We start from the raw sequence: 21825 nt of genomic DNA, 5'->3' as shown, positions 1-21825 counted from the left end.
CAATAATTACATGTTCTTGAAATATTTTTTTACTTCTTCAAGATATGGATACATAATCATATCTTCTGAAAAAGCAGGAATGATCTTTCTAATATCATCATACAACGTTTTCGTTGCTGAAGAAACTTTATCCTGATATCCCAGATATTCGATCGCCTGAACAATGGTGATGGCTTCAATAGAAAGAACTTCAAATGCATTTTCGATCACCTTTCTGCAAATTACGGCAGCATTTGTTCCCATACTCACAATATCCTGATTGTCATTATTATTAGGAATACTATGCACATACATTGAGTTTGACAGCATCTGACTTTCTGCCGTAGTAGAAGTAGCCGTAAACTGAACTCCCTGCATTCCGAAATTAAACCCTAATTTCCCTAAATTTACAAAAGGAGGTAAAATTTCGTTGATCTTAGCATTCAAAAGATAGTTAAGCTGTCTTTCTGCCAACATGGTCAGTTTGGTAACCACAATCTTCAGTTTGTCCATTTCCAAAGAAATATAGTCTCCATGGAAATTTCCTCCGTGATAAACATGCTGATCTTCAACATTAATAATCGGATTATCATTTGCTGAATTGATCTCATCTTCAAGAACTTTCTCTGTAAACTCCAACGTATCCAGAACAGGTCCTAAGATCTGCGGCACACATCGTATTGAGTAATATTCCTGAACTTTATCTTTAAAAACTTTATCCTGCTCTTCAAAGTGAGTATAAAGGTGTTCTTCTCTTTTTCTCACTAATTTACTGTCTGCCAAATGATTTCTCATTTTCTCAGCAATTTTTTGCTGACCGACATGTCTTTTTGTTCCGTTTAATGCTGCTGATAAGTGATCATCATAAGCCAGAACAATCTCATTAATTGCACAAGAAAGTTTGATTGAAATATCGGTCAACTGGTTGGCTTTATAAGCATTCACCGCACCAATTCCTGACATTACGGAAGTTCCGTTCATTAAAGCCAGCCCTTCACGAATTTCTACATGAATAGGTTCCAGTCCTTCAATGGCAAAAATTTCTTTGGTCGATCTTCTTTCTCCTTTATAAAAAACTTCTCCTTCACCAATCAGCACTAATGCTAAATGAGCCAACTGTACCAAATCTCCACTCGCTCCTACACCTCCATGCTCAAAAATAAGAGGTGTAATATTTCTATTAATAAGTTCTTTAAGTAAATTTACTACAGAAACATGAACTCCGGAATTTCCCAGAGATAATGTATTCAGCCTTGCCAACATAGCAGCTTTCACCTCATCTTCAGGCAAAGGGTTTCCGATTCCTGAAGAATGGCTTCTGATCAGATTATATTGTAACTGATGGGTATCATCATCATTGATCTTGAACTGTGCCATCGGTCCAAAACCGGTATTGACACCATATATTACTTTATTTTTAGAAAAATCCTTCAGAAACTGAAAGCTTGTTTCCACTCTCTGTAAAAGAGTTTCATTAAGCTCTATAGTCTCTTTTCCGATAATAATCTTTTGAAAATCCGTCAGTTCTAAAAAGTCATTTATTTTCATCAATTAAAAGTAATAATATATAATTTTGTAATATGTAATTAATTGTCACTAATTTTGCGGCAAAGATAGAAGTAATTCTCAAAATAAAAAATCCAAAGATGAACAAAGAATTTGTTGACGTTCTCGTAATCGGAGCTGGACCTTCCGGATGCGTATCTTCTTCATACTTAAAGAAGAACAATGTCAGCGTGAAAGTTGTTGAAAAAACAAAATTTCCAAGATTGGTTGTAGGCGAAAGTTTAATTCCGAGAGTAATGGATCATTTTGATGAAGCCGGGCTCTTCCCTGCTTTGGATAAAATGGGCTTTGAAAAAAAACTTGGAGCAAGATTCTTGAGAGGAGACGAAGTCTGTATTTTTGATTTTAGTGATAAATTCGGAGAAGGTTGGGACTGGACCTGGCAGGTTCCGAGAGCTGATTTTGACAATACATTGGCACAGGAAGTCATCAACAAAGGTATTGATCTGGAATTTGAATCGGAAGTAATAGACATTAAGTTTAATGGAACAGATTCTATAACAACCGTAAAAAACAAAGACGGAGAAACGAAAGAAATCCATGCAAAATTCGTCATTGATTCCAGCGGGTACGGAAGAGTTTTACCCAGATTATTAGATTTGGAAAAACCTTCAAAATTATCTCCGCACTCTGCCATTTTCGCTCATGTAGAAGACACCAACAGAGAAGAAGGCGTAGAAGGAACATTGATTTCTTTTGACATTATTGAAACCGAAGTCTGGCTTTGGGTGATTCCTTTTTCAAACGGAAATACCAGTTTAGGAATTGTTGGTCCTACAGAATACATTGAAAAACTGATCGAAAACGGAAATACTACTGAGGCTTTAAAAAAAGCAATTTCTCTTTCCGACTATTATATAAAGCGTTTCGGGAATGTAGATTTCCTTTTTGAACCGAGACATTTAAAAGATTATTCATGTTCGGTAAAAAGTTTATTCGGAGACGGATTTGCATTGACAGGAAATGCTTCAGAATTCCTGGATCCGGTTTTCTCTTCAGGAATGGCTTTTGCCACAGAATCCGGGATGTTAGCCGCAAAACTGGCTTTAAGACAACTGAACGGAGAGAAAATTGACTGGCAGAAAGAGTATACTGATTATATTTTATACGGTGTAGACGTTTTCACTACCTATGTAAAAGAATGGTACACCGGAAATCTTCAGGAATTATTCTTCCACCAACCTGAAAATCCTGAGGTAAAGAAAAAAATATGTGCTGTTTTAGCAGGCTACGTCTGGAATAAAGACAATCCATTTGTAAAAAAACATGATACTGTTATCAAAAATTTAGCAAATCTTATTAAGCTAGAAAAACTTGAACAGCAAAATCAACAATAAAAAACCGGTCTGAAAATTCAGACCGGTTTTTGTTTTTTATAATTATCAATTTATTTTGCGCTTCTTTCTAATCTTTGAGCAAGCGTCTTACCTGTTTTAGCAAAACCTTCCCCTACTCTGGTCTCATTATTAAAATTACTTCCCCACTGATCTCCCGGCGCATCTGTACTTTCGATATCACATAATACTTTTTTAGAATCTGTTTCAATGAAAGTAAGCTGAGTGGTTACTTTAGCGGGCTGCTTCATGATACCTGCATCCCAACCCGGATAAATCCATTTTACTTTAACAACTAAAGTATATGGGCTTTCTGCATTTTCTTTTAGCTTTGTATTAATATTTTCTTTAGAAAAAACTTTATTGAATAACATAATAAATTTCGGGTTCCAAAGTTCTTCTTTGCTTCTTTCCCATTGTTTTTTCCAAAGATCTCCCGACCCTTCTGTTTTCTTATTCAGCTCATCAACTCTTTTAGGAACATACTCTTCTTCAGTATAGTTTTCTTTCATCAGTTTCATTTCTGAATAATCAAAAACTACATTTACAACTTCAGTTCCTTTTAAGAATTTAGCATCACCACTTTGAATCTTAAATTTTTGAGCAAAGACAACAGCTGATACAGTAAAAAGCATCAACACAAATAATTTTTTCATGTTTTATTTAAATTTTTGCGCAAATATAAGATTCCCCTATCAATAAAGAATAAATTCAACAACAATATTTCCTTTCTGATTGAATAATTTTAAGTTATCTCAAATCAACAAAAGTAATCGGCTTACGACTATTGGGATGAAAAACCGTTTTAGATAAAACATCAAAATCAATGACCTCAATTTTCGGGCTTACTCTGAGTTTTGCTCTGAAATGATCTCTTACTTCATTCACAAAATTCTCATCATTATTTTCTGTACTCAGTTTGATAATGATCTCATCCAGTCCAATTTCGTTGGTCTGAATAACAATCTGATAACATGAAATTCCGTTAAAATCATTCAGAATATCACTCATTGCAGGCGGATACAAAGTGGTTCCCTTATATTTGATCATCTGCTGCTTTCTCCCGATTACAGGGCCTAAACGCATTGTATTTCTTCCGCATTCACAATGTTCGTAATGCGCTTTAACAATATCCCCTGTTTTAAATCTCAATAAAGGAATTGCCTCAACTCCCAACGTTGTAATCGTTAATTCTCCGCTTTCTCCTTCCTGAACAGGTTTTCCTTCATCATCAAGAATCTCGGTAATAATCAGCTCAGGATGATGGTGACCTCCATGTTGAAACTCACACTCTGTAAAAGCCGTACTCATTTCTGTGGAAGCATACGTTGAAAATAATTTAATATTCCACTTTTCTTTAATTTTCTGCGAAAGAATATTGTCTGTAAAATCCTGATTTTTGATACTTTCCCCAATACAAACCGCTCCATATACGCTGGAATTCTTATAATCTATTCCATGTTTTTCAGCATAATCAATCATTTTCAACAGAAATGACGGAACCGTAATTAAATATTTCGGCTTATATCTAAAAATAGAATCCCATTGCAATTCAGGAATTCCAGGACCCATTCTTACAACACTCGCTCCCATTTTTCTTAATCCTAAAAAATAAGCAAGTCCTGCCATAAATCGCTTGTCAATCGTTGTAATCATCTGTACAACATCTCCCTTCTGAATTCCTGCACAGGCAAAAGAAATAGCTTCATTATAAGCCAATCTTTCAAGATCATTATCAGACAGTCCAAACGTCACAGGATCACCCAATGTTCCTGAAGTTGTACTGTAATCCACAATTTTATCGGGAGTAATGCAGAAAAAGTCATCGTTATTCTGCTGAATATCATTCTTGACCGTTGTCGGAATTTTTTGCAAATCCTCCAAGGTTTGAATATCTGCAATATTGATAGTATATTCTTTGAAAAGTTTTTGATAAAAAGGAGAATGAGTTTCAAGATAAACTAACAGTTCCTGAAGCTTTTGCTCCTGAAACATTTTAATTTCCTTATTTGTTGATCTTTCGATAGGTGGATAGAATTCCAATGGTATTTATTTTTAAAATACAAATTTATTTAATTAAAATTAAACGGCTGCAGATTTAAAATTTGATATCTAGCACAACATCCAACTGTTCAAGTACTCTGTATTTTATTTTTAAACGCAAAGATTTATCTTTAGAAGGTTATTTATTCTTAGAAGGCAAAGGCAAATAAATTTGCTACGCGAAGCTTGAAAACAAAGCTTCATCAAATCAACTTGTTGATTAATCTTTGCCCGCTTAAAACTATTCGGTTATCAAAATAAAAACTTTGCGTCAAAATTTAACAGAAAATCTCTTCAAAATCTTAATCCAATAAACACAGCCAATTCCCATTTCAAACAACCCAATATTTATATTTCTGAAACAGAACTTTTTAATTGGAAATATCAAAATAAAACATATATTATAAACCGACAAATTTTAGTAAATTTGCCAACTTAATTAATCAACGATATTGAGATATTACAATGAGCCAATTTAAAGAATACAAAAACCTCAACCTTATTGACGTAGCAGAGAATGTAGCGGAATTCTGGAAACAGAATAAAACTTTCAATAAGAGTGTTGAGATTCGTGAGGGGCAACCTGAGTTTGTTTTTTATGAAGGTCCGCCTTCAGCAAACGGTATGCCTGGAATTCACCACGTAATGGCCAGAGCGTTGAAGGATATTTTCTGTCGTTATCAGACCCAGAACGGAAAGCAGGTTTTCCGTAAAGCGGGTTGGGATACACACGGACTTCCGGTAGAGCTTGGCGTGGAAAAGGAATTAGGAATCACTAAAGAAGATATTGGCAAAAAAATTTCTATTGAAGATTACAACAAAGCATGTCGTGAAGCAGTAATGCGTTACACAGACGTCTGGAACAACCTTACTGAGAAAATCGGGTATTGGGTTGATCTTGATGATCCGTACATCACGTACAAATCAAAATATATGGAGACCGTTTGGTGGTTGTTGAAACAATTGTATGATAAAGGATTATTGTACAAAGGATATACAATCCAGCCTTACTCTCCGAAAGCAGGAACCGGGCTTTCTTCACACGAAGTAAACCAACCGGGAGCTTACCGTGATGTTTCTGATACAACCGTAGTTGCACAGTTTAAAACATTACCGGAAACATTGCCTTCATTTTTACAAGGTTTCGGAGATGTACATTTCTTAGCTTGGACGACGACTCCTTGGACGTTGCCTTCTAACACCGCTTTGACAGTAGGCCCGAAAATCGATTATGTTTTAGTAAAAACTTTCAATCAATATACTTTTGAGCCAATTAATGTTGTTTTAGCTAAAGCTTTGGTTGGAAAACAGTTTGCTAAAAAATATGCTGAAGGAACAGATGAAGATTTTGCCAACTTCACCGCTGAAACGAAAGTTATTCCTTATCAGATCTTAGCAGAATTTAAAGGAGCTGATTTGGTTGGAATTAAATATGAACAATTATTACAATACGCTCTTCCTTACCAAAATCCAGAAAATGCTTTTAGAGTAATTTCAGGAGATTTCGTAACGACAGAAGACGGAACAGGTATCGTTCACACGGCTCCGACTTTTGGTGCTGATGATGCGAAAGTAGCTAAAGAGGCTCAACCTGAAGTTCCGCCAATGTTGGTGTTGGATGAAAACGAAAATCCAATCCCATTGGTTGATTTACAGGGAAGATTTTTATCTATCGTAAGTGATGAAATCTATGGTTTTGCGAATGAATATGTAAAAGGAGAATACCTTAGCGAAGACGAAAAAAATACTGAATTAAACATTCAGAAAGAGAATTTAAAGTCAATCATTGCAGATTTAAAGGCTTATCTTTCTGTAGATGAACGAATTGCTTTAAAATTAAGAAAAGAAAATAAGGCTTTCAAAGTAGAGAAATACGTTCACAGTTATCCACACAGCTGGAGAACAGATGAGCCGTTGTTATATTATCCGTTGGATTCTTGGTTTGTGAAAATGTCTTCAGTGAAAAACCGATTGGTAGAACTTAATGAAACTATTAATTGGAAACCGAAATCTACTGGTGAAGGTCGTTTTGCGAACTGGCTGGAAAATGTGAACGACTGGAACCTTTCCCGTTCAAGATATTGGGGAATTCCGTTGCCAATCTGGAGAACAGACGATTTGAAAGAAGAAAAAATCATCGGTTCTGTAGAAGAATTATACAATGAGATTGAAAAATCTATTGAAGCAGGATTTATGAAAGAAAATCCGTTCAAAGGTTTTATCATCGGAAATATGTCTGAGCAAAATTATGCTTTGGTTGACCTACACAAAAATATCGTTGACCAGATCATCATTGTTTCAGATTCAGGAAGAGCAATGAAGCGTGAAAGTGACCTGATCGACGTTTGGTTCGATTCAGGTTCAATGCCTTATGCGCAGCTGCACTATCCTTTTGAGAACAAAGAATTAATCGACAATCATAAAGCATTCCCTGCAGATTTCATCGCAGAAGGAGTTGACCAGACTCGTGGTTGGTTCTACACGCTTCATGCGATCGGAACAGCCGTTTTTGATTCAGTTGCTTATAAAAATGTAATGAGTAACGGACTTGTTTTGGATAAAAATGGCGTAAAAATGTCAAAGTCCAAAGGAAATGGAATTGATCCGTTTGAAACTTTAGCCGTTTATGGACCGGATGCAACACGTTGGTACATGGTTTCAAATGCAAATCCGTGGGAAAACCTTAAATTCGATATCGAAGGAATTGATGAAACGAGAAGAAAATTCTTCGGAACATTATACAATACGTATTCATTCTTTGCGTTGTATGCGAATGTTGACGGATTCAATTATTCTGAAAAAGAAGTTGAAAACAGACCGGAAATCGACAGATGGATCTTGTCTGAATTAAATTTATTAATTAAAGAAGTTAAAGCATTCTACGAAGATTACGAACCGACAAGAGTGGCGAGAGCCATCAACACGTTTGTGAATGATAATTTATCAAACTGGTATGTAAGACTATGCAGAAGACGTTTCTGGAAGGGAGATTATTCAGATGATAAAATCTCGGCTTACCAAACTTTATATACTTGCCTGGAAACTGTTGCTAAATTATCTGCGCCAATTGCTCCGTTCTTTATGGATCAGTTATATCAGGATTTAAATAAAGTTACAGGAAAAGAAACTGCAGAATCTATTCACTTGACGGATTTCCCGGTTGCTGATGAAAGTTTAATCGATCAGGATTTGGTTGAAAAAACACATTTGGCACAATCTATTACAAGTATGGTTTTCTCTTTGAGAAAGAAAGAAAACGTAAAAGTTCGTCAACCTTTACAAAAAGTATTAATTCCTGTTTTAGATAAGAAAACAGAAGAGCAGATTGCTGCGGTTTCAGAATTAATCAAACAGGAAGTAAATGTAAAAGAAATTCAATTAATCAATGCTGAAGAAGCAGCCGATTTAATTGTAAAACAGATAAAACCCAATTTCAAAGCGCTTGGTCCTAAATTAGGAAAAGACATGAAGGTGGTGGGAGCAGAAATTGCAAATCTTGATGCTGAACAGATTTCAACACTAGAAAAAGAAGGAAAATTAGACATTCAGGGATACGAAATCACACTTGATGATGTAGAGATTTCGACAAAAGATATCCCGGGATGGACCGTAACTTCTGATGGAAAAACAACTGTGGCATTAGATTTGACGTTAACAGACGAGTTAAAATCTGAAGGGATCGCAAGAGAATTCATCAACAGAATTCAAAACTTGAGAAAAAATAAAGACTTTGAGCTTACTGACAGAATCAATATTTCATTGGAAGAAAATTCACCATTCCTGGAGGATATTAAGAAAAATGAACAATATATTTCTGCGGAAGTCTTGTCAAATAAAATAGAAATTGTATCTTCACTTTCAAATTTTAACGAAATCGAAATAGATGAAGTTAATTTTAAGGTAAATGTTGAAAAAAATTAACATATAGTTATTGTTTTTTAAATTCCATTTCATAATTTTATTAAAAAAGAGAAACGAATATGTCAGACGAAAGAGTAAGATACAGTGACACTGATTTACAAGAATTTAAGGCGATTATTAAAGAAAAAATAGATAAAGCAGAAAACGATTTAAAGCTTATCAGAGAAAGTTTCATCAACGACCAGAATAATGGGACAGATGATACCTCTCCTACTTTCAAAGCTTTTGAAGAAGGTGCTGAAACATTGAGCAAAGAGCAGAATTCTATTTTAGCAGGAAGACAGGAAAAATTCGTGCGTGATCTTAAAAATGCTTTAATCAGAATTGAAAATAAAACGTACGGTATCTGCAGAGTAACAGGAAAGTTAATTCCTAAAGAAAGACTTTTGGCGGTTCCTCATGCTACATTGAGCATTGAAGCGAAAAATATGCAGAAATAACCATATCGGTTTATAAATAAATTTGGGTTTATATCGTATTCTTAGGATACTTTATAAACCTAATTTTTAATATGTACTCATGAGCCAAGTATTAATTTTAGGAATTATCATCATTGCAATTCTTGCCTTTTTCAATCGGGAATGGATTAAAAACAGATTCTTTCCTGATGAAAAACGAAATTATACGATTGATGATCAGTTCAACTCTGACAAACGAGATCGTGAGAAAGAAATTGACAGGCTTTTGAGTAAAATGGGTAAAAACGGCGTGAATGATCTATCTGAAAAAGATAGAAAACGGCTTGATGAATTATCCAAAAAATAAAATTTTAAATTAATACAGAGTGGAATCAATTATCGTACACACCAAAAATGCAATGGAACTGAATGCGCTGAAAAGTGTCTTAAAAGAAATGAATATCAAATTCGAAAAGTTCCATACCAAAAACACCCATCACAATAACAAGACGATCAAGAACATTGTTGATAAGAAAAACGAAAAAATAGGAAAACCTTATAAACCAAAAGGATTGTAATGAAAAAGATATTATTTGTAACCTTTCTTATTTTATTAATTGATCAGGCTTCAAAAATTTATATTAAAACCCATTTCAACCTGGACGACAGTGTTTCTGTTCTTCCCGGGTTCAAATTAACTTTCGTAGAAAATCCGGGAATGGCTTACGGACTTCATTTTGGTGGAGTAATCGGTAAATATTTCCTTGTGATTGTAAGAGTTTGTTTAATTGGAGGAATGATCTATTTATTCAAGAAGTGGCTACAAAAAGGAGAATCGAATTATCTTCTCATTCCAATGGCCATGATTTTTGCAGGTGCTATAGGAAATTTAATTGATGGAATGTTTTATGGATTAATCTTCGATAGCGGAACCGTATATGATCCAAGTATCGACCGTTGGATTGGTTATGGTGGTATTTCAAAAATCACATCTTTTGGTCATGGGTATTCAACTTTCATGAAAGGGTGTGTAGTAGATATGCTTCATTTTCCATTGGTAGACTGGAATGTTCCGGAAAGCTGGCCTCTCATCGGAGGAAAGCATCTTGAATTTTTTAAATATATTTTTAATGTTGCAGATTCAGCGATTACAGTAGGAGCAGCTTTGTTATTAATTTTCAGAAAGAAAGCATTCCCAAATGGTTTAGAATTTTAAAGCCAATACACTTAATGAAAAAAAATAGTAAAACAATATTTAAATTTTTCCTGCTTCTTCTTGTTGCAGGAATTATTTTTATTGCCTGGGCAAATTACAGCATCAAAAAAGAAACTGAAGCTTTTGTTTCCTACTCCATTGCAGATGTTCCCCAAACTAAAACAGCCCTTCTTTTAGGAACAGGGAAAAATTTAAGCAACGGAATGCCTAATACGTATTTCTACAACAGAATTAAAGCCACTGCCGATTTATATAAAAGCGGAAAAATACAATACATTATTGTAAGTGGTGACAACAGCAGGGAAGACTATAACGAACCAGAAGATATGCAACTGGAACTGATTAAAAACGGAATTCCACAAGACAGGATTTTCATGGATCATGCAGGTTTCAGAACCTTAGATTCTGTGGTGAGAGCTAAAGACATCTTTGGGCAAACCAAACTGGTAATTATATCACAAAAATTTCATAATGAAAGAGCCGTATTTTTAGCCAAACAAAACGGGATTGAAGCATTTGGCTATAATGCCGCAGACGTTAACAAATACGCTGGTCTTAAAACCAATCTAAGGGAATATTTTGCTAAGGCTAAAGCGTATTGGGATCTGGTCTTTGGAGTTGAGCCGAAGTTTGGAGGAGAGAAGATTTTGATTCCTTAATTTATTTGCTCTCGCAGATTTATGCATTTTTTTGACGCAAAGTTTTAATTTAAATTGTAAACAGTTTTAAGTGAGCAAAGTTTAATCAACAAGTTGATCTGATGAAGTTGTATTTTCAAGCTTCGCGCAACAAATTGAGTTGTCTTTGCTTTCTAAAAATAATAAGCTGGGAAATAAAATCTTTGCGTTTAAATTAATCTTTAATAAAGGATAAAGCACAATCCTCTGTGAAAATCCGTGGAATCTGCTGAAGAAATCCCTAAATTTGTACTTCATTAATTTTTAATATAAATTTTAAACAATGTCAAGAATTCTTACCGGCATTCAAGCCACCGGAACACCGCACCTTGGTAATTTATTAGGTGCAATTATTCCTGCAATTGAACTTTCAAAGCAGGAAGGAAATGAATCATTTTTATTTATCGCCAATCTGCATTCTTTAACGCAGATAAAAGATGCGAAAGAGCTTAAACAAAATACCTACGAGATTGCTGCGGCTTGGCTTGCTTGTGGATTAGATACCGAAAAAACATTTTTTTACAGACAGAGTGACATCCCTGAAACCTGTGAACTTTCTTGGCATTTATCATGTTTTTTTCCTTATCAGAGATTAACGTTAGCACATTCATTTAAAGATAAAGCAGACCGATTACAGGATGTAAACGCAGGTTTGTTTACCTATCCTATTTTGATGGCTGCAGATATCTTGCTATATGACGCGGAAATTGTACCTGTAGGAAAAGATCAGCTTCAACACTTGGAAATCGCACGTGATGTCGCTTCAAGATTTAACAATCAGATGAGTGAAGTTTTTGTTTTGCCACAATCGGAACTTCAGGAAGATACCAAATATGTTCCGGGAGTTGACGGGCACAAAATGTCAAAATCAAGAGGAAATATCATCAATATTTTCTTACCTGAAAAGGAATTGAAAAAACAGGTAATGAGTATTGAATCGGATTCAAAATCTTTGGAAGATCCTAAAGATCCTGAAACTGATAAAACTTTCGCTATTTATCAGTTAATTGCAACGCCAGAACAAACTGAGGAATTGAGAGCAAAATACTTAGCCGGAAATTTCGGTTACGGTCATGCGAAAAAAGAACTTTTGGATTTGATTCTTGCCAGATTTGAAAAGGAAAGAGAACTTTTCTCTTACTATATGAACAATCTTGAGGAATTGGAGGCCAAACTTCAGGAAGGAGCAGAAAAAACAAGAGTTATCGCAACGAATACGATTAAAAGGGTAAGAGAAAGTTTGGGATTATAATTTTTTCTAAATTAAATAATAGTTTCGGCGGCACCTTTGGTGCCGCCGAAACTATTTTATTCTTAATTAATGACGCTCGATTTCTTCGATTTTATGATCACTATTTAACTTCAACAGGTCTTTTTTAGAATAAGCAACTGTATCCCCATAAAAGCTGTCCATATACTGCATTTCTTTAAGCTTTGCAGAAGACTGCCCGCTTTCATGAAAAATGATAGCATCGTCCTTCACAAACAAAACTTCCATTTTATTATAATATAAATCTCCGGTTTCGACCGTATAAATATCTCCGGTCTTTACTTTTTCAATCTTTGAAATATTTTCAGAAGCCTTTCTTACAGACGATCTCCATCCGAAAAAAACCAAAACAACAGTCAGTATAGGAAGAAGGTACATCCATACCGTTGGCTTTGTTTTGCTTTTGATATATTGAACCCCTCTATACATTTCATTAGTGATAGAACTTGGCGGAAAATATTTTTTACACGCTGAACAAGTAACTTGTACCGTTTTAGAAATTGGGAAAACAGGTAATCCTAAAATCAGAAATTCCTGATAGCCTTCCATCAGAAGACTTCCACTTTCATTACAACTAGGACATTTAATATTTTGAATGTGTTCTGCTACTCTTTTATTTTTTCCCTTCCCTATTAACATCGTTTGAATCTTTTTTTATTTCTACAGTTTCTATATCGTTCTGAGGTTTGTCATAAAAAGGAAGCAGAAGTGTTTCATCTGCAAATTTCCCTTTTGTATCAGATCCGTTTGGTGTGGAAACCAATACCATATTCCATCTGCCGTCTATTCCTATATACAATTCTTTATCTTCATAACCTTCGTGCAGTTCAAGACATTTTTTAACAATACTGATCATGTAATGCCTCTCAGAAGATTTTATTTTTTTCATATCGTCAATATGAAGAATAATCAGAATTTTATTTCCGTTTTGCTTTGAAAAATACCCGATCCCATTTTTATCAAGTTCATCCTGAAGAAGACCATCCAAACATTCTTTAATGTAAAAAGAAGTACTGTCGGTTTCCATAGATGGTTTTGACTTCGTTTTGTGAATATCCGTTTTCAAAAACGCTTCTCTTTTGTCTTCCGGTTTTTCAGGCTCATCTTTTGATTTAAACCAGCCAATGATTAGCAGGACAACGAAAAAGAAAATCGCCATCAGAATAAGGAAACATCCGCAACCATGCCATATTGGCCTTGAATTGGGGTTTACATTATACTGCGAATCGAAGGCCTGCTTCATTTCATCAGTAAACTGGCCATAAGAAAAATTGGCATTACAATGCCTGCAGATGGCAATATTATCTTTGGATGTTGGAAAGACGGGAAGAAAGAAAAAATGAAAATACCGGGCAACAGTCCCCGCAATCATCGTATTGGTCTGATGACAATTGGGACAGGTACATTGATGTAAAGGATATTGATTTTTTAAAGTCGATTTTCCGGTACCGAAAAGAAATAGCATGAATTATTAGTTTTTCCAAAAATATATTATTTATCAAATATTTACAAATAATTTTCAGTGGTAAAATTAAAGTTACCTCTTATTTTTGGAAATAATAAAATAATGCAGCCCACTTTCAAATTCGTAGGCAATATTCCATCCCGGATATTGTTTGATAATGGACATAATAATGGAAAGTCCAAGACCGGTTGAATTTTGGTCAGAACCCTGTTTATAAAATCGGTTAAAAACTTTCGAATGATCAAGCGGTTTTTCAGAACCTGTATTTTGAAAAATGATTCTGTCTTTTTCGATAATGATGTGAATGCTTCCCTCCTTATAATTATATTTAACAGCATTTTTCAGCAGATTTGACAATAAAACATTCGCCAAATCCGGATTAAAGTCAGAGATAAAACTTTCCTTTTCTAAAACATTTATTTTAATATTTTTAAATTCAATAAAATCTTCGTATTCCTTCAGCAGATCATTCAGTATTTCGTTAAAATTAACAATCTGAACTTTACTAAACTGGCTGTTTTCAATTTTTGAAAGCATCAGCAACGATTTGTTGATCGCTACCATTCTTCGTAAATCACTTTTAACTTCAGCAAAAGAATTCAGACTTTTCTCTTCCAACTCCCCATGCTGAATCATCAGGTCAATTTTATTAATGGCAATCGCCAAAGGAGTTTGCAGTTCATGTGAAGCATTTTCTATAAACTGCTTCTGTTGATGAAAAGCAAGTTCGTTCCGCTCAATCATTTCATCAATCTCTATATTTAATTCTTCAAATTCTTTAATCTTATATTCTTTTGGAACAGGGATAGAAGTCGTTCCAAACTGATAGCTTTTTAGTTTATCTAAAATTTTATAAAACGGTCGCATCGCCTTACTCAGTAAAAATCCATTTACAAAAACAATACTTACGACCAGAAAAAAATATAGCACCACCAAAGCAATGCTTAGATCGTAAATCAGCTCATCTTCTTCTACAGTAGATGTTCTGACGATTAATTTTCTATATCCTCCAAACTGATCTTTAAATCCTGTTTCCAGCACTCTGTAAGGTTCATCATCATCGTCATACTCCATATAGTAGGTCCTGTTGTAAAATTTATTTCTGTTGGTATAATCGGCTTCAGAAACGGGGACTATTTTAAATTCATTAAAGGCAAATTCAGTATTATTTAATAATTTTTCATCCTGATATACGGCTTTTATCAGTTGTATTTTCCTGTTTTTCAGTCCGTCATCAATATTATCATACACTTCATCCAAAATAAATGCATAAAATAATGCCGCCCAAACCGCAATAATAAGCAGCAAGGCAACAATCAGATATTTTATAGTATAATATTTTAACGAACTTTTCATTTAGATCAATTTGTAGCCAATCCCATAAACCGCCTGAAAATCAGCTTCAGAATTCGAATTTTTTAGTTTTTTCCGGAGATTTTTAATTTGAGAATAAATAAAATCCAGACTATCTGCCTGATCAATATAATCTCCCCAGATCGCTTCTGCCAAAGTTGTTTTCTGTAATGTCTTCTGAGGCTGAATAATAAAATAATAGAGCAGATCATATTCTTTACGGTTCAAAACCAATTCTTCCCTATTGATCAGGACTTTTCTGTTTTCAGGATCAACATTGATATTTTTATAGGAAATAATAGCTTCCCCATCCTGCTTTTTTCTCCTGATTACAGATTTTATTCTTGCCAGCAACTCGGCCAGATGAAAAGGTTTTGCCAGATAATCATCTGCACCAATTTCTAAACCTGCCACTTTATCATCCACAGAATCTTTTGCGGACAGAATGATGACAGGATCTTTTTTATGCATTGCCTTTATTTCCTTCAGCAGATCAATCCCGTTTCCATCAGGAAGCATGATGTCTAAAAGAATGCAGTCATATTCATAAGAAATAATTTTATCCAGCCCGGAGCTATAATTTTCAGCATATTCTACAATGAACTGCTCACCTTCAAGAAAGTTCTGCACAGTATTTTTCAGTTCGGGTTCGTCTTCTATAATTAAAATTTTCATGCGTTTTAAGTATGAAGTTCTTTCAAAGATATAAAATTAAAAAGCGGTTTAAATTCTCAGTTCTTTCAAAATTGTAACATTCTGATGAAGGAAAAATCTAATAATTTGAGAATCTTTCTTCACCAGAATGACAGATTTAATTACATACTTGTTCTTCTATACTTTCCATCTGCATCAAAAATCAGGCTCAAACCATTCATCAAACTAACTTTATACTCGTTATACTTTTTCTCAATTGAATCCACGAGATTTCCCTGATGATGATTCAACATATTTTTCCTGATCTCTTTTGAAGAAAATTTTCCTCCGTTTCCGTTTATTACATTCCAATTAACCATTTTGTTGAGATTTTTAGTGTTAAACATTATGATATATTTCGGTGATTAGTCATCAATTTTTGTAAAGTTTCCGTTTTTGTCGAATTCCAATTCAATGCCGTTCGAAAGTTCTGCCTCATAAGACCATCTTCCTTTTTTGATCTGAGTGATAAATGTATGTGGGAAGTTTTTAGCCACATAGTGCCTAATGTTAGAAGGGATAAAATTATAGGGGATTTTTTGATGTTTTCCATCAACTTCTTTCCAGTTTCCGTTTCTGTCAAATTCAATTTTTATTCCATTTGCCAGATAAACATTGTATTCATCAACCCCATACAATTCTCTGTCTTCTACGGCAGACCCAATATCAATCCCTTTAAAGTTTGAATAGATAAACGTTTTAGCTGTTTTCGGCAATTGATTGGGATTAATAGCTCTGTCTTGTCCATAAGCAAAACCTGCAATTAAAATGAGAATTACTGCCAATACGATTGTTATTTTAGTTCTTGCTTCCATATTCTTCTACTTTTAGTTGTTATGATGAAGCAAAGTTCCCAATGAATTTGGGAAAGAATTAGGAAAAATAAGAACGTGAGCAATTTATACGCAAAGATTTTGCTTGAAATCGGTATTATTTTAAAGAGCAAAAAACTGAATTAGCAAAACAGCAAACGAATTATCCATGAGGCTCCATCTGCAATTTATTGCAACTTTTCACTCTCTAAAATATTCAGAAAGAAAATAAATTTTTGTGGTAAGATTATTTTATAAAAAATCTTTGATCTGCAGCAAATGTTTAATTGATTTCAAACCTTCCCGTTGCGGATTTTCGTTCAAAACATCAAAGAATATAACATCCATTCCGAAGTTTTGAGCTCCTACAACGTCCGCAATCCAATCATCTCCGATCAGGATACTATTTTCTTTTGTAGCATCCGAAAGGCTTAAAGAATATTCAAAAATTTCAGGACGGGGTTTTCTTACCCCCACTGTATCTGCACTGGTAATCGTTTGAAAATATGTATCAATTCCGGACAGAATACACTTTCTTTCAGTAACTTCTTTAAATCCGTTCGAAATGATATGAAGCGTATAATTTTTAGCTTTAAGATATTCTAAAATAAAGTCTGCTCCTTCTACCAGTTCATTATGATTTAAGATCTTATCCAGAAAATGTTCTTCAAAATACATCGACAAAGCTTCATCATCTACATTGAAATGACTAAAAGTATCATAAAAACGGTGTTTTCTCAGGTATTCTTTATCAATAAGTCCATCCCTTATTTTTTCCCACAGACTTTCATTAATTTCATGATAGACCGCATGGAATTCTTCAAAATCTATATTATATTTTAGTGAGATTTCTTCTTTTTCAAAAAGGTCTTTAATAGTAAGATAAGCATTCTTACGGTGATCCCAAAGTGTGTTATCAAGATCAAAAAAAATGTGCTGAATTTTCATACAGCACAAAATTAATAATTTTAATTTTTGGTAATCGGATAATTCTTAGCCTTTGTCTTAATAATTTCAAGACTTTTTGAGTAGCTAAGTAAAAACTCAATCGTTTCTTTTTTTGGTTTCAAAGTTTTCACTTTTAAAGAATCATTTTTTTTCATAGGCGAAAAATGTTTTCTTTATAACGTGAAATAGTTAAATTTATTATCTCGTAAGACTAATATTATTTTCTTCCATTATTTTTCTAAGATTAATCAGGGCATATCTTACTCTTCCCAGCGTCGTATTGATGCTCATATCTGTATGATCTGCAATCTCTTTAAAGCTTAACCCATCAAAAAATCTTAATTTGATAACTTCCTGCTGGTTTTGCGGAAGAAATTGAAGCATTTTCAAAAGATCTTCCTGAATCTGATTCGTTACTAATTGGTCTTCAATATTTTCCGAAGGTTCTCTCAACAAATCAAAAATAGAGTATTCATCAGTTTCAAAAGTTGTTTCAGAAACTTTGATATTTTTTGATTTTGCCCTGAAATGATCGATAATAAGATTGTGAGCGATTCTTTTTGCCCAAAGAATGAACTTTCCTTCTTCGTTATAGCGTCCTTCTTTCAGCATCACAATAATTTTCATGAAAGTATCCTGAAATACATCATTTGCTAAATCTCCATCATTAATTTTGTAAAAAATGAATGTAAAAAGTTCTCTCTGATGACGATGAATAAGCGTAGACAACGCTCCTTCGTCTCCTTTCTGGTAAAGGGAAATTAGTAAACTATCCGATTTTGATTTCATAACTTCTTCTCAATAATAAAAAATTTGTAGACAAGTATTTCTCCAGATAATTAATCTGGTTTTCACTATAAATACAAAACAGTTTTTTAGAGTAAAGTCGAATCAATAGGCAGTACAATTTTTATATGGTGTAAATATAATAATTTTTTAATAACTGTTAACCTATTATTAATTTTTTATCGTAAAAATTTAAAAATAATCAATTAAACATATCATGAATAAAGACAGTTGGGATATTTAGTGTAAAATTAATATTTACCCCCTCCATTTTTTTACCATTTAACCTTGCATTACCGATAGGAATAGCATATCCGCCTGTAAGATCCAAAATTCCGAAAAGAGAAATTCCGACCTTTGGAGCCAAATATTTATTGGTTCCTTCTGCTCCTACAAGGAAATAATAGGAGTGATAAAAATCTACATTTTTTTCAAAATTTAACAAAACATCGGCCTGTAGCTTAGGCATGATCGCAAACTGTGAATTTGAAGAGCCCATTAAAGCAGAACCTCCCAAACGGTAGATAACATCATCACTCTTCAGAAATAATAATTTCCCTCCTATTTCTCCAAAGCTTTGGTTTTGGTATACATACCCTACATTAATCATTTTATGCATTGTATATTGTGCTTTTGCAAATACACTTAGGAAAAACACCGAAAGAATAGTAATCGCAGTTCTCACATTCATCATCTTTAAATCTTTTATCATGTAAAATTAAAAAAAACTGCCTTACCCGAAGATAAAGCAGCCTGTATTATTATTAAAAACAAAATTAAATTCCGAAAGAAGCTTTAATCTCGTCTACTTTGTCTAATTTCTCCCAGGTAAAGAATTCTAACCCTGTAAGAGTTAACTCATTTTTCTGTCCTTTATTGAACGTTTTATCAGCTACATAGCTTTCTCTTCCCATGTGTCCGTAAGATGCCGTATCCTGATAAATAGGGTTTCTTAATTTTAAGTTTTGCTCAATTGCATAAGGTCTTAAATCGAAGATCGTAGAAACTTTTTTAGCAATATCACCATCGTGAAGATCTACTTTTGCCGTTCCGTACGTATTGATATATAAACCACAAGGTTCAGCAACACCGATCGCATAAGAAACCTGTACCAAAACCTCATCTGCAACACCTGCAGCTACTAGGTTTTTAGCAATGTGTCTTGTTGCATAAGCAGCACTTCTGTCTACTTTTGAAGGATCTTTTCCTGAGAAAGCTCCACCTCCGTGCGCTCCTTTTCCACCGTAAGTATCAACAATGATCTTTCTTCCTGTAAGACCTGTATCTCCGTGAGGACCACCGATTACAAATTTACCAGTCGGATTGATATGATATTTGATCTGATCATTAAACAATACTTTAATTTCTTCAGGCTGTTGAGCAACTATTCTCGGAATCAAAATATTTTTGATGTCTTCGCGAATTTTGTTCAACATTTCTTCTTCAGCACCGAAGTCATCATGCTGAGTAGAAACTACAATAGAATCAATTCTGATAGGTTTATGATCGTCAGAATACTCAATAGTAACCTGGCTTTTTGCGTCTGGACGAAGATATTTAATCTCTGTATCTTCTCTTCTGATTGCAGAAAGTTCTTTAAGAATAGTATGTGCTAAGTCTAACGCCAAAGGCATATAGTTTGCCGTTTCGTTGGTAGCATATCCAAACATCATTCCCTGATCTCCCGCTCCCTGAGCATTTGCTTTGGCTTCGAAAGATTCATCTACAACAGCTCTGTCAACCCCTTGATTGATATCCGGAGACTGCTCATGAATTGCAGAAATTACTCCACAAGAATCTCCATTGAACATATATTCTCCTTTTGTATACCCAATCCCGTTGATTACTTCTCTGGCAATGGTCTGAACATCAAGATAAGCATCCGATTTTACCTCACCTGCAAGTACTACCTGTCCTGTTGTAACAAGCGTTTCACAAGCTACTTTTGAGTTTTTATCGTATGCTAAGAAATGATCGATTAATGCATCGGAAATCTGATCGGCAATTTTATCCGGATGTCCTTCTGAAACGGATTCAGATGTAAATAAATAAGACATATTCTTCTATATTGTATTTAGATTAAAAAAATCGAAGAAAAATGTAGTACCCAGAAAGCCTAAAAAAGAATACTGTTTTAGCATTTTTTTATAGAGGTTGCAATCAGGTCAAATTTCTCCTCGTCTGTAAACGTTGGCAAATTTAAGTACTATTTTTTTAATACTCAAAACTTTTGTTTACTAATTATAATTTTCTTGAAATTAATGATTTATCTCGCTTTTATAAAAAGAAACTATTGAGGTTTTATGCTTACATATTCTTTAGGGCTTTCATTGTAATTCAGCTTTTTCTCTAAAGATGTTCTGATAGAATGTGACAATTCATCAATAATTTTCTGTTTGAAAGTCGGTTTATAATAAATAATACTGATTTCTCTGTAAGGGAAAGGTTTTTTGAACCTGAAAACATTTTTTTTCTGCTCTTCTGAAAGCTGACTTAAAGCTAATTCCGGTAAAATACTGATCCCTCCGACTTTATCTACCATCTGCACCAATGTCTGAATATTGGAAGCCAGGAAATCTAAATTCTTAGGTTTCAAAGTATTTTCTTTAAGATGACAGATATTTTCAAATTGATTTCTAAGACAGTTTCCTTCTTCAAGAAGCCAGACTTTCTCAACATTCAGTTCTTCAGGAACAACATAAGAATTCTTCTTATTCGCTTCTGTATTTGAGCTGTAGATCATCAGTTCTTCATTGAACAGGAAATCCTGATAGAATTCATCTGCTGAATCATAAGGAGTAGAAATAATTCCCGCATCCAGCTCCCCAGCTTTCAACGCTTTAACGATATTATCTGTCGTCATTTCTTTTACATTCATCTGGATTTTCGGATTCTCTTCCAAAAACGCAAAAATTTCGGTAGGTAAAATAAAAGAAGACACTGTAGGAATAATTCCTAAATTGATCGTTCCTCCTAAAATGTTATTTAAAAGATTCGCTTTATTCTTTAACTCATTGACAGATTCTATAATTACCTTCGCCTGATCAATGATCTGAAGCCCCACATCCGTCGTACGGATAGGATGGGTAGTCCTGTCAAACACCTTAACATCCAGTTCATCCTCAAATTTCTGTATCATTGCACTTAATGTAGGCTGTGTAATGAAGCATGCTTGAGCTGCTTTACCAAAATGTTTGTACTTATCTACAGCGATAAGATACTCCAGTTGCTGAATGTTCATTGTGATTACTATTATCTATTACAAAGATATAATGTTTTTGCTATTAGCAATAAAAATTGAAGTAAATTTGATATTCACTATCTTTACATCTTTCAATTACAATAAGAAGTTTCTCATTCTAAA

At 34.0% G+C, this 21825-nt stretch carries 23 protein-coding genes; 8 read left to right on the top strand and 15 right to left on the bottom strand.

What is annotated here, in order from left to right:
• Nucleotides 1-6: 6 nt before the first annotated feature.
• Complete coding sequence (locus JI747_RS09705; protein WP_225688118.1) at nucleotides 7-1527, bottom strand: HAL/PAL/TAL family ammonia-lyase; 1521 nt, start codon at nucleotides 1525-1527, stop codon at nucleotides 7-9.
• Nucleotides 1528-1625: 98 nt separating this feature from the next.
• Between JI747_RS09705 and JI747_RS09700 the strand changes: the two genes are divergently transcribed.
• Entirely contained in the window at nucleotides 1626-2882 is a 1257-nt protein-coding gene (locus tag JI747_RS09700; RefSeq protein WP_225688116.1) for an NAD(P)/FAD-dependent oxidoreductase, read from the top strand.
• 50 nt (nucleotides 2883-2932) lie between these two features.
• Here the strand turns inward: JI747_RS09700 and JI747_RS09695 are convergent, their stop codons facing one another.
• Together JI747_RS09695 and JI747_RS09690 are read right to left on the bottom strand one after the other, a co-directional pair.
• The gene (locus JI747_RS09695) at nucleotides 2933-3535 is read right to left on the bottom strand and encodes a hypothetical protein (protein ID WP_225688114.1); all 603 of its coding nucleotides are present in this window, start codon (nucleotides 3533-3535) and stop codon (nucleotides 2933-2935) included.
• A gap of 94 nt (nucleotides 3536-3629) precedes the next feature.
• Entirely contained in the window at nucleotides 3630-4874 is a 1245-nt protein-coding gene (locus JI747_RS09690; RefSeq protein WP_225688247.1) for a phenylacetate--CoA ligase family protein, read from the bottom strand.
• 513 nt (nucleotides 4875-5387) lie between these two features.
• Between JI747_RS09690 and ileS the strand changes: the two genes are divergently transcribed.
• The 7 genes from ileS (at nucleotide 5388) to trpS (ending at nucleotide 12386) form a co-directional block, all read left to right on the top strand.
• Nucleotides 5388-8843 (top strand): isoleucine--tRNA ligase, encoded by a 3456-nt coding sequence (gene ileS / locus JI747_RS09685; protein WP_225688112.1) that lies wholly within the window; start codon nucleotides 5388-5390, stop codon nucleotides 8841-8843.
• Between the two features lie 59 nt (nucleotides 8844-8902).
• The gene (locus JI747_RS09680; protein WP_225688110.1) at nucleotides 8903-9283 is read left to right on the top strand and encodes a TraR/DksA family transcriptional regulator; all 381 of its coding nucleotides are present in this window, start codon (nucleotides 8903-8905) and stop codon (nucleotides 9281-9283) included.
• A 79-nt stretch (nucleotides 9284-9362) separates the two neighbouring features.
• Nucleotides 9363-9608, top strand: coding sequence for a DUF6576 domain-containing protein (locus JI747_RS09675; protein WP_225688108.1), 246 nt, complete (start codon nucleotides 9363-9365; stop codon nucleotides 9606-9608).
• Nucleotides 9609-9627: 19 nt separating this feature from the next.
• Nucleotides 9628-9819 carry a DUF2683 family protein gene (locus tag JI747_RS09670; protein ID WP_039369931.1) on the top strand — a complete coding sequence of 64 codons (192 nt, stop codon included), beginning with the start codon at nucleotides 9628-9630 and terminating at the stop codon, nucleotides 9817-9819.
• Nucleotides 9819-10457 carry a lipoprotein signal peptidase gene (locus JI747_RS09665; RefSeq protein ID WP_225688106.1) on the top strand — a complete coding sequence of 213 codons (639 nt, stop codon included), beginning with the start codon at nucleotides 9819-9821 and terminating at the stop codon, nucleotides 10455-10457. Before JI747_RS09670 ends, JI747_RS09665 begins: the two co-directional genes overlap by 1 nt.
• A 14-nt stretch (nucleotides 10458-10471) precedes the next feature.
• On the top strand, nucleotides 10472-11116 hold the full coding sequence (locus JI747_RS09660) for a SanA/YdcF family protein (RefSeq protein WP_225688104.1): 645 nt from the start codon (nucleotides 10472-10474) through the stop codon (nucleotides 11114-11116).
• A gap of 301 nt (nucleotides 11117-11417) precedes the next feature.
• A complete protein-coding gene (gene trpS, locus JI747_RS09655) occupies nucleotides 11418-12386 on the top strand; it encodes a tryptophan--tRNA ligase (protein ID WP_225688102.1) in 969 nt (322 codons plus the stop codon).
• Between the two features lie 66 nt (nucleotides 12387-12452).
• On the opposite strand, the gene JI747_RS09650 is transcribed toward trpS, so the two are convergent.
• The 12 genes from JI747_RS09650 to JI747_RS09600 form a co-directional block, all read right to left on the bottom strand.
• On the bottom strand, nucleotides 12453-13043 hold the full coding sequence (locus JI747_RS09650) for a hypothetical protein (protein ID WP_225688100.1): 591 nt from the start codon (nucleotides 13041-13043) through the stop codon (nucleotides 12453-12455).
• Nucleotides 13018-13869, bottom strand: coding sequence for a zinc-ribbon domain-containing protein (locus JI747_RS09645; protein WP_225688098.1), 852 nt, complete (start codon nucleotides 13867-13869; stop codon nucleotides 13018-13020). The genes JI747_RS09650 and JI747_RS09645 overlap by 26 nt, the downstream gene beginning before the upstream one ends.
• A 72-nt stretch (nucleotides 13870-13941) precedes the next feature.
• A complete protein-coding gene (locus JI747_RS09640; RefSeq protein WP_225688096.1) occupies nucleotides 13942-15225 on the bottom strand; it encodes a sensor histidine kinase in 1284 nt (427 codons plus the stop codon).
• Nucleotides 15226-15897 (bottom strand): response regulator transcription factor, encoded by a 672-nt coding sequence (locus JI747_RS09635; RefSeq protein ID WP_225688094.1) that lies wholly within the window; start codon nucleotides 15895-15897, stop codon nucleotides 15226-15228.
• Between the two features lie 140 nt (nucleotides 15898-16037).
• Nucleotides 16038-16262: a hypothetical protein gene (locus tag JI747_RS09630; RefSeq protein ID WP_225688092.1), complete on the bottom strand. Its 225-nt coding sequence runs from the start codon at nucleotides 16260-16262 to the stop codon at nucleotides 16038-16040.
• Between the two features lie 18 nt (nucleotides 16263-16280).
• Nucleotides 16281-16730, bottom strand: a complete 450-nt coding sequence (locus tag JI747_RS09625) for a PepSY-like domain-containing protein (protein WP_225688090.1) — start codon at nucleotides 16728-16730, stop codon at nucleotides 16281-16283.
• 249 nt (nucleotides 16731-16979) lie between these two features.
• A complete protein-coding gene (locus tag JI747_RS09620; protein ID WP_225688087.1) occupies nucleotides 16980-17675 on the bottom strand; it encodes a YjjG family noncanonical pyrimidine nucleotidase in 696 nt (231 codons plus the stop codon).
• A gap of 20 nt (nucleotides 17676-17695) precedes the next feature.
• A complete protein-coding gene (locus JI747_RS20370; RefSeq protein ID WP_262904148.1) occupies nucleotides 17696-17830 on the bottom strand; it encodes a hypothetical protein in 135 nt (44 codons plus the stop codon).
• Between the two features lie 43 nt (nucleotides 17831-17873).
• Nucleotides 17874-18464, bottom strand: a complete 591-nt coding sequence (locus tag JI747_RS09615) for an RNA polymerase sigma factor (RefSeq protein WP_225688085.1) — start codon at nucleotides 18462-18464, stop codon at nucleotides 17874-17876.
• Nucleotides 18465-18663: 199 nt separating this feature from the next.
• The gene (locus JI747_RS09610; RefSeq protein ID WP_225688083.1) at nucleotides 18664-19155 is read right to left on the bottom strand and encodes a hypothetical protein; all 492 of its coding nucleotides are present in this window, start codon (nucleotides 19153-19155) and stop codon (nucleotides 18664-18666) included.
• Between the two features lie 82 nt (nucleotides 19156-19237).
• A complete protein-coding gene (gene metK / locus JI747_RS09605; RefSeq protein ID WP_225688081.1) occupies nucleotides 19238-20518 on the bottom strand; it encodes a methionine adenosyltransferase in 1281 nt (426 codons plus the stop codon).
• A gap of 233 nt (nucleotides 20519-20751) precedes the next feature.
• Nucleotides 20752-21702 (bottom strand): LysR substrate-binding domain-containing protein, encoded by a 951-nt coding sequence (locus JI747_RS09600; RefSeq protein WP_225688079.1) that lies wholly within the window; start codon nucleotides 21700-21702, stop codon nucleotides 20752-20754.
• Nucleotides 21703-21825: the final 123 nt, after the last annotated feature.

Origin of the sequence: Chryseobacterium tagetis, assembly GCF_016735585.2 — a bacterium.
In the GTDB taxonomy this organism is placed as follows: domain Bacteria; phylum Bacteroidota; class Bacteroidia; order Flavobacteriales; family Weeksellaceae; genus Chryseobacterium; species Chryseobacterium tagetis.
The sequence above is the reverse complement of the archived record's forward strand: the minus strand, read 5'-3'. Positions and strand labels throughout refer to the sequence as shown.

Bases quoted from the DNA above. Each gene is read 5' to 3' on its own strand.
- JI747_RS09650 (WP_225688100.1), bottom strand. From the start codon at position 13,043: ATGTTAATAGGGAAGGGAAAAAATAAAAGAGTAGCAGAACACATTCAA.
- JI747_RS09680 (WP_225688110.1), top strand. From the start codon at position 8,903: ATGTCAGACGAAAGAGTAAGATACAGTGACACTGATTTACAAGAATTT.
- ileS (WP_225688112.1), top strand. From the start codon at position 5,388: ATGAGCCAATTTAAAGAATACAAAAACCTCAACCTTATTGACGTAGCA.
- JI747_RS09600 (WP_225688079.1), bottom strand. From the start codon at position 21,702: ATGAACATTCAGCAACTGGAGTATCTTATCGCTGTAGATAAGTACAAA.
- JI747_RS09645 (WP_225688098.1), bottom strand. From the start codon at position 13,869: ATGCTATTTCTTTTCGGTACCGGAAAATCGACTTTAAAAAATCAATAT.
- JI747_RS09635 (WP_225688094.1), bottom strand. From the start codon at position 15,897: ATGAAAATTTTAATTATAGAAGACGAACCCGAACTGAAAAATACTGTG.
- JI747_RS09640 (WP_225688096.1), bottom strand. From the start codon at position 15,225: ATGAAAAGTTCGTTAAAATATTATACTATAAAATATCTGATTGTTGCC.
- JI747_RS09665 (WP_225688106.1), top strand. From the start codon at position 9,819: ATGAAAAAGATATTATTTGTAACCTTTCTTATTTTATTAATTGATCAG.
- JI747_RS09615 (WP_225688085.1), bottom strand. From the start codon at position 18,464: ATGAAATCAAAATCGGATAGTTTACTAATTTCCCTTTACCAGAAAGGA.
- JI747_RS20370 (WP_262904148.1), bottom strand. From the start codon at position 17,830: ATGAAAAAAAATGATTCTTTAAAAGTGAAAACTTTGAAACCAAAAAAA.
- JI747_RS09625 (WP_225688090.1), bottom strand. From the start codon at position 16,730: ATGGAAGCAAGAACTAAAATAACAATCGTATTGGCAGTAATTCTCATT.
- JI747_RS09675 (WP_225688108.1), top strand. From the start codon at position 9,363: ATGAGCCAAGTATTAATTTTAGGAATTATCATCATTGCAATTCTTGCC.
- JI747_RS09660 (WP_225688104.1), top strand. From the start codon at position 10,472: ATGAAAAAAAATAGTAAAACAATATTTAAATTTTTCCTGCTTCTTCTT.
- JI747_RS09620 (WP_225688087.1), bottom strand. From the start codon at position 17,675: ATGAAAATTCAGCACATTTTTTTTGATCTTGATAACACACTTTGGGAT.
- JI747_RS09630 (WP_225688092.1), bottom strand. From the start codon at position 16,262: ATGTTTAACACTAAAAATCTCAACAAAATGGTTAATTGGAATGTAATA.
- JI747_RS09610 (WP_225688083.1), bottom strand. From the start codon at position 19,155: ATGATGAATGTGAGAACTGCGATTACTATTCTTTCGGTGTTTTTCCTA.
- trpS (WP_225688102.1), top strand. From the start codon at position 11,418: ATGTCAAGAATTCTTACCGGCATTCAAGCCACCGGAACACCGCACCTT.
- JI747_RS09705 (WP_225688118.1), bottom strand. From the start codon at position 1,527: ATGAAAATAAATGACTTTTTAGAACTGACGGATTTTCAAAAGATTATT.
- JI747_RS09695 (WP_225688114.1), bottom strand. From the start codon at position 3,535: ATGAAAAAATTATTTGTGTTGATGCTTTTTACTGTATCAGCTGTTGTC.
- JI747_RS09690 (WP_225688247.1), bottom strand. From the start codon at position 4,874: ATGTTTCAGGAGCAAAAGCTTCAGGAACTGTTAGTTTATCTTGAAACT.
- JI747_RS09700 (WP_225688116.1), top strand. From the start codon at position 1,626: ATGAACAAAGAATTTGTTGACGTTCTCGTAATCGGAGCTGGACCTTCC.
- metK (WP_225688081.1), bottom strand. From the start codon at position 20,518: ATGTCTTATTTATTTACATCTGAATCCGTTTCAGAAGGACATCCGGAT.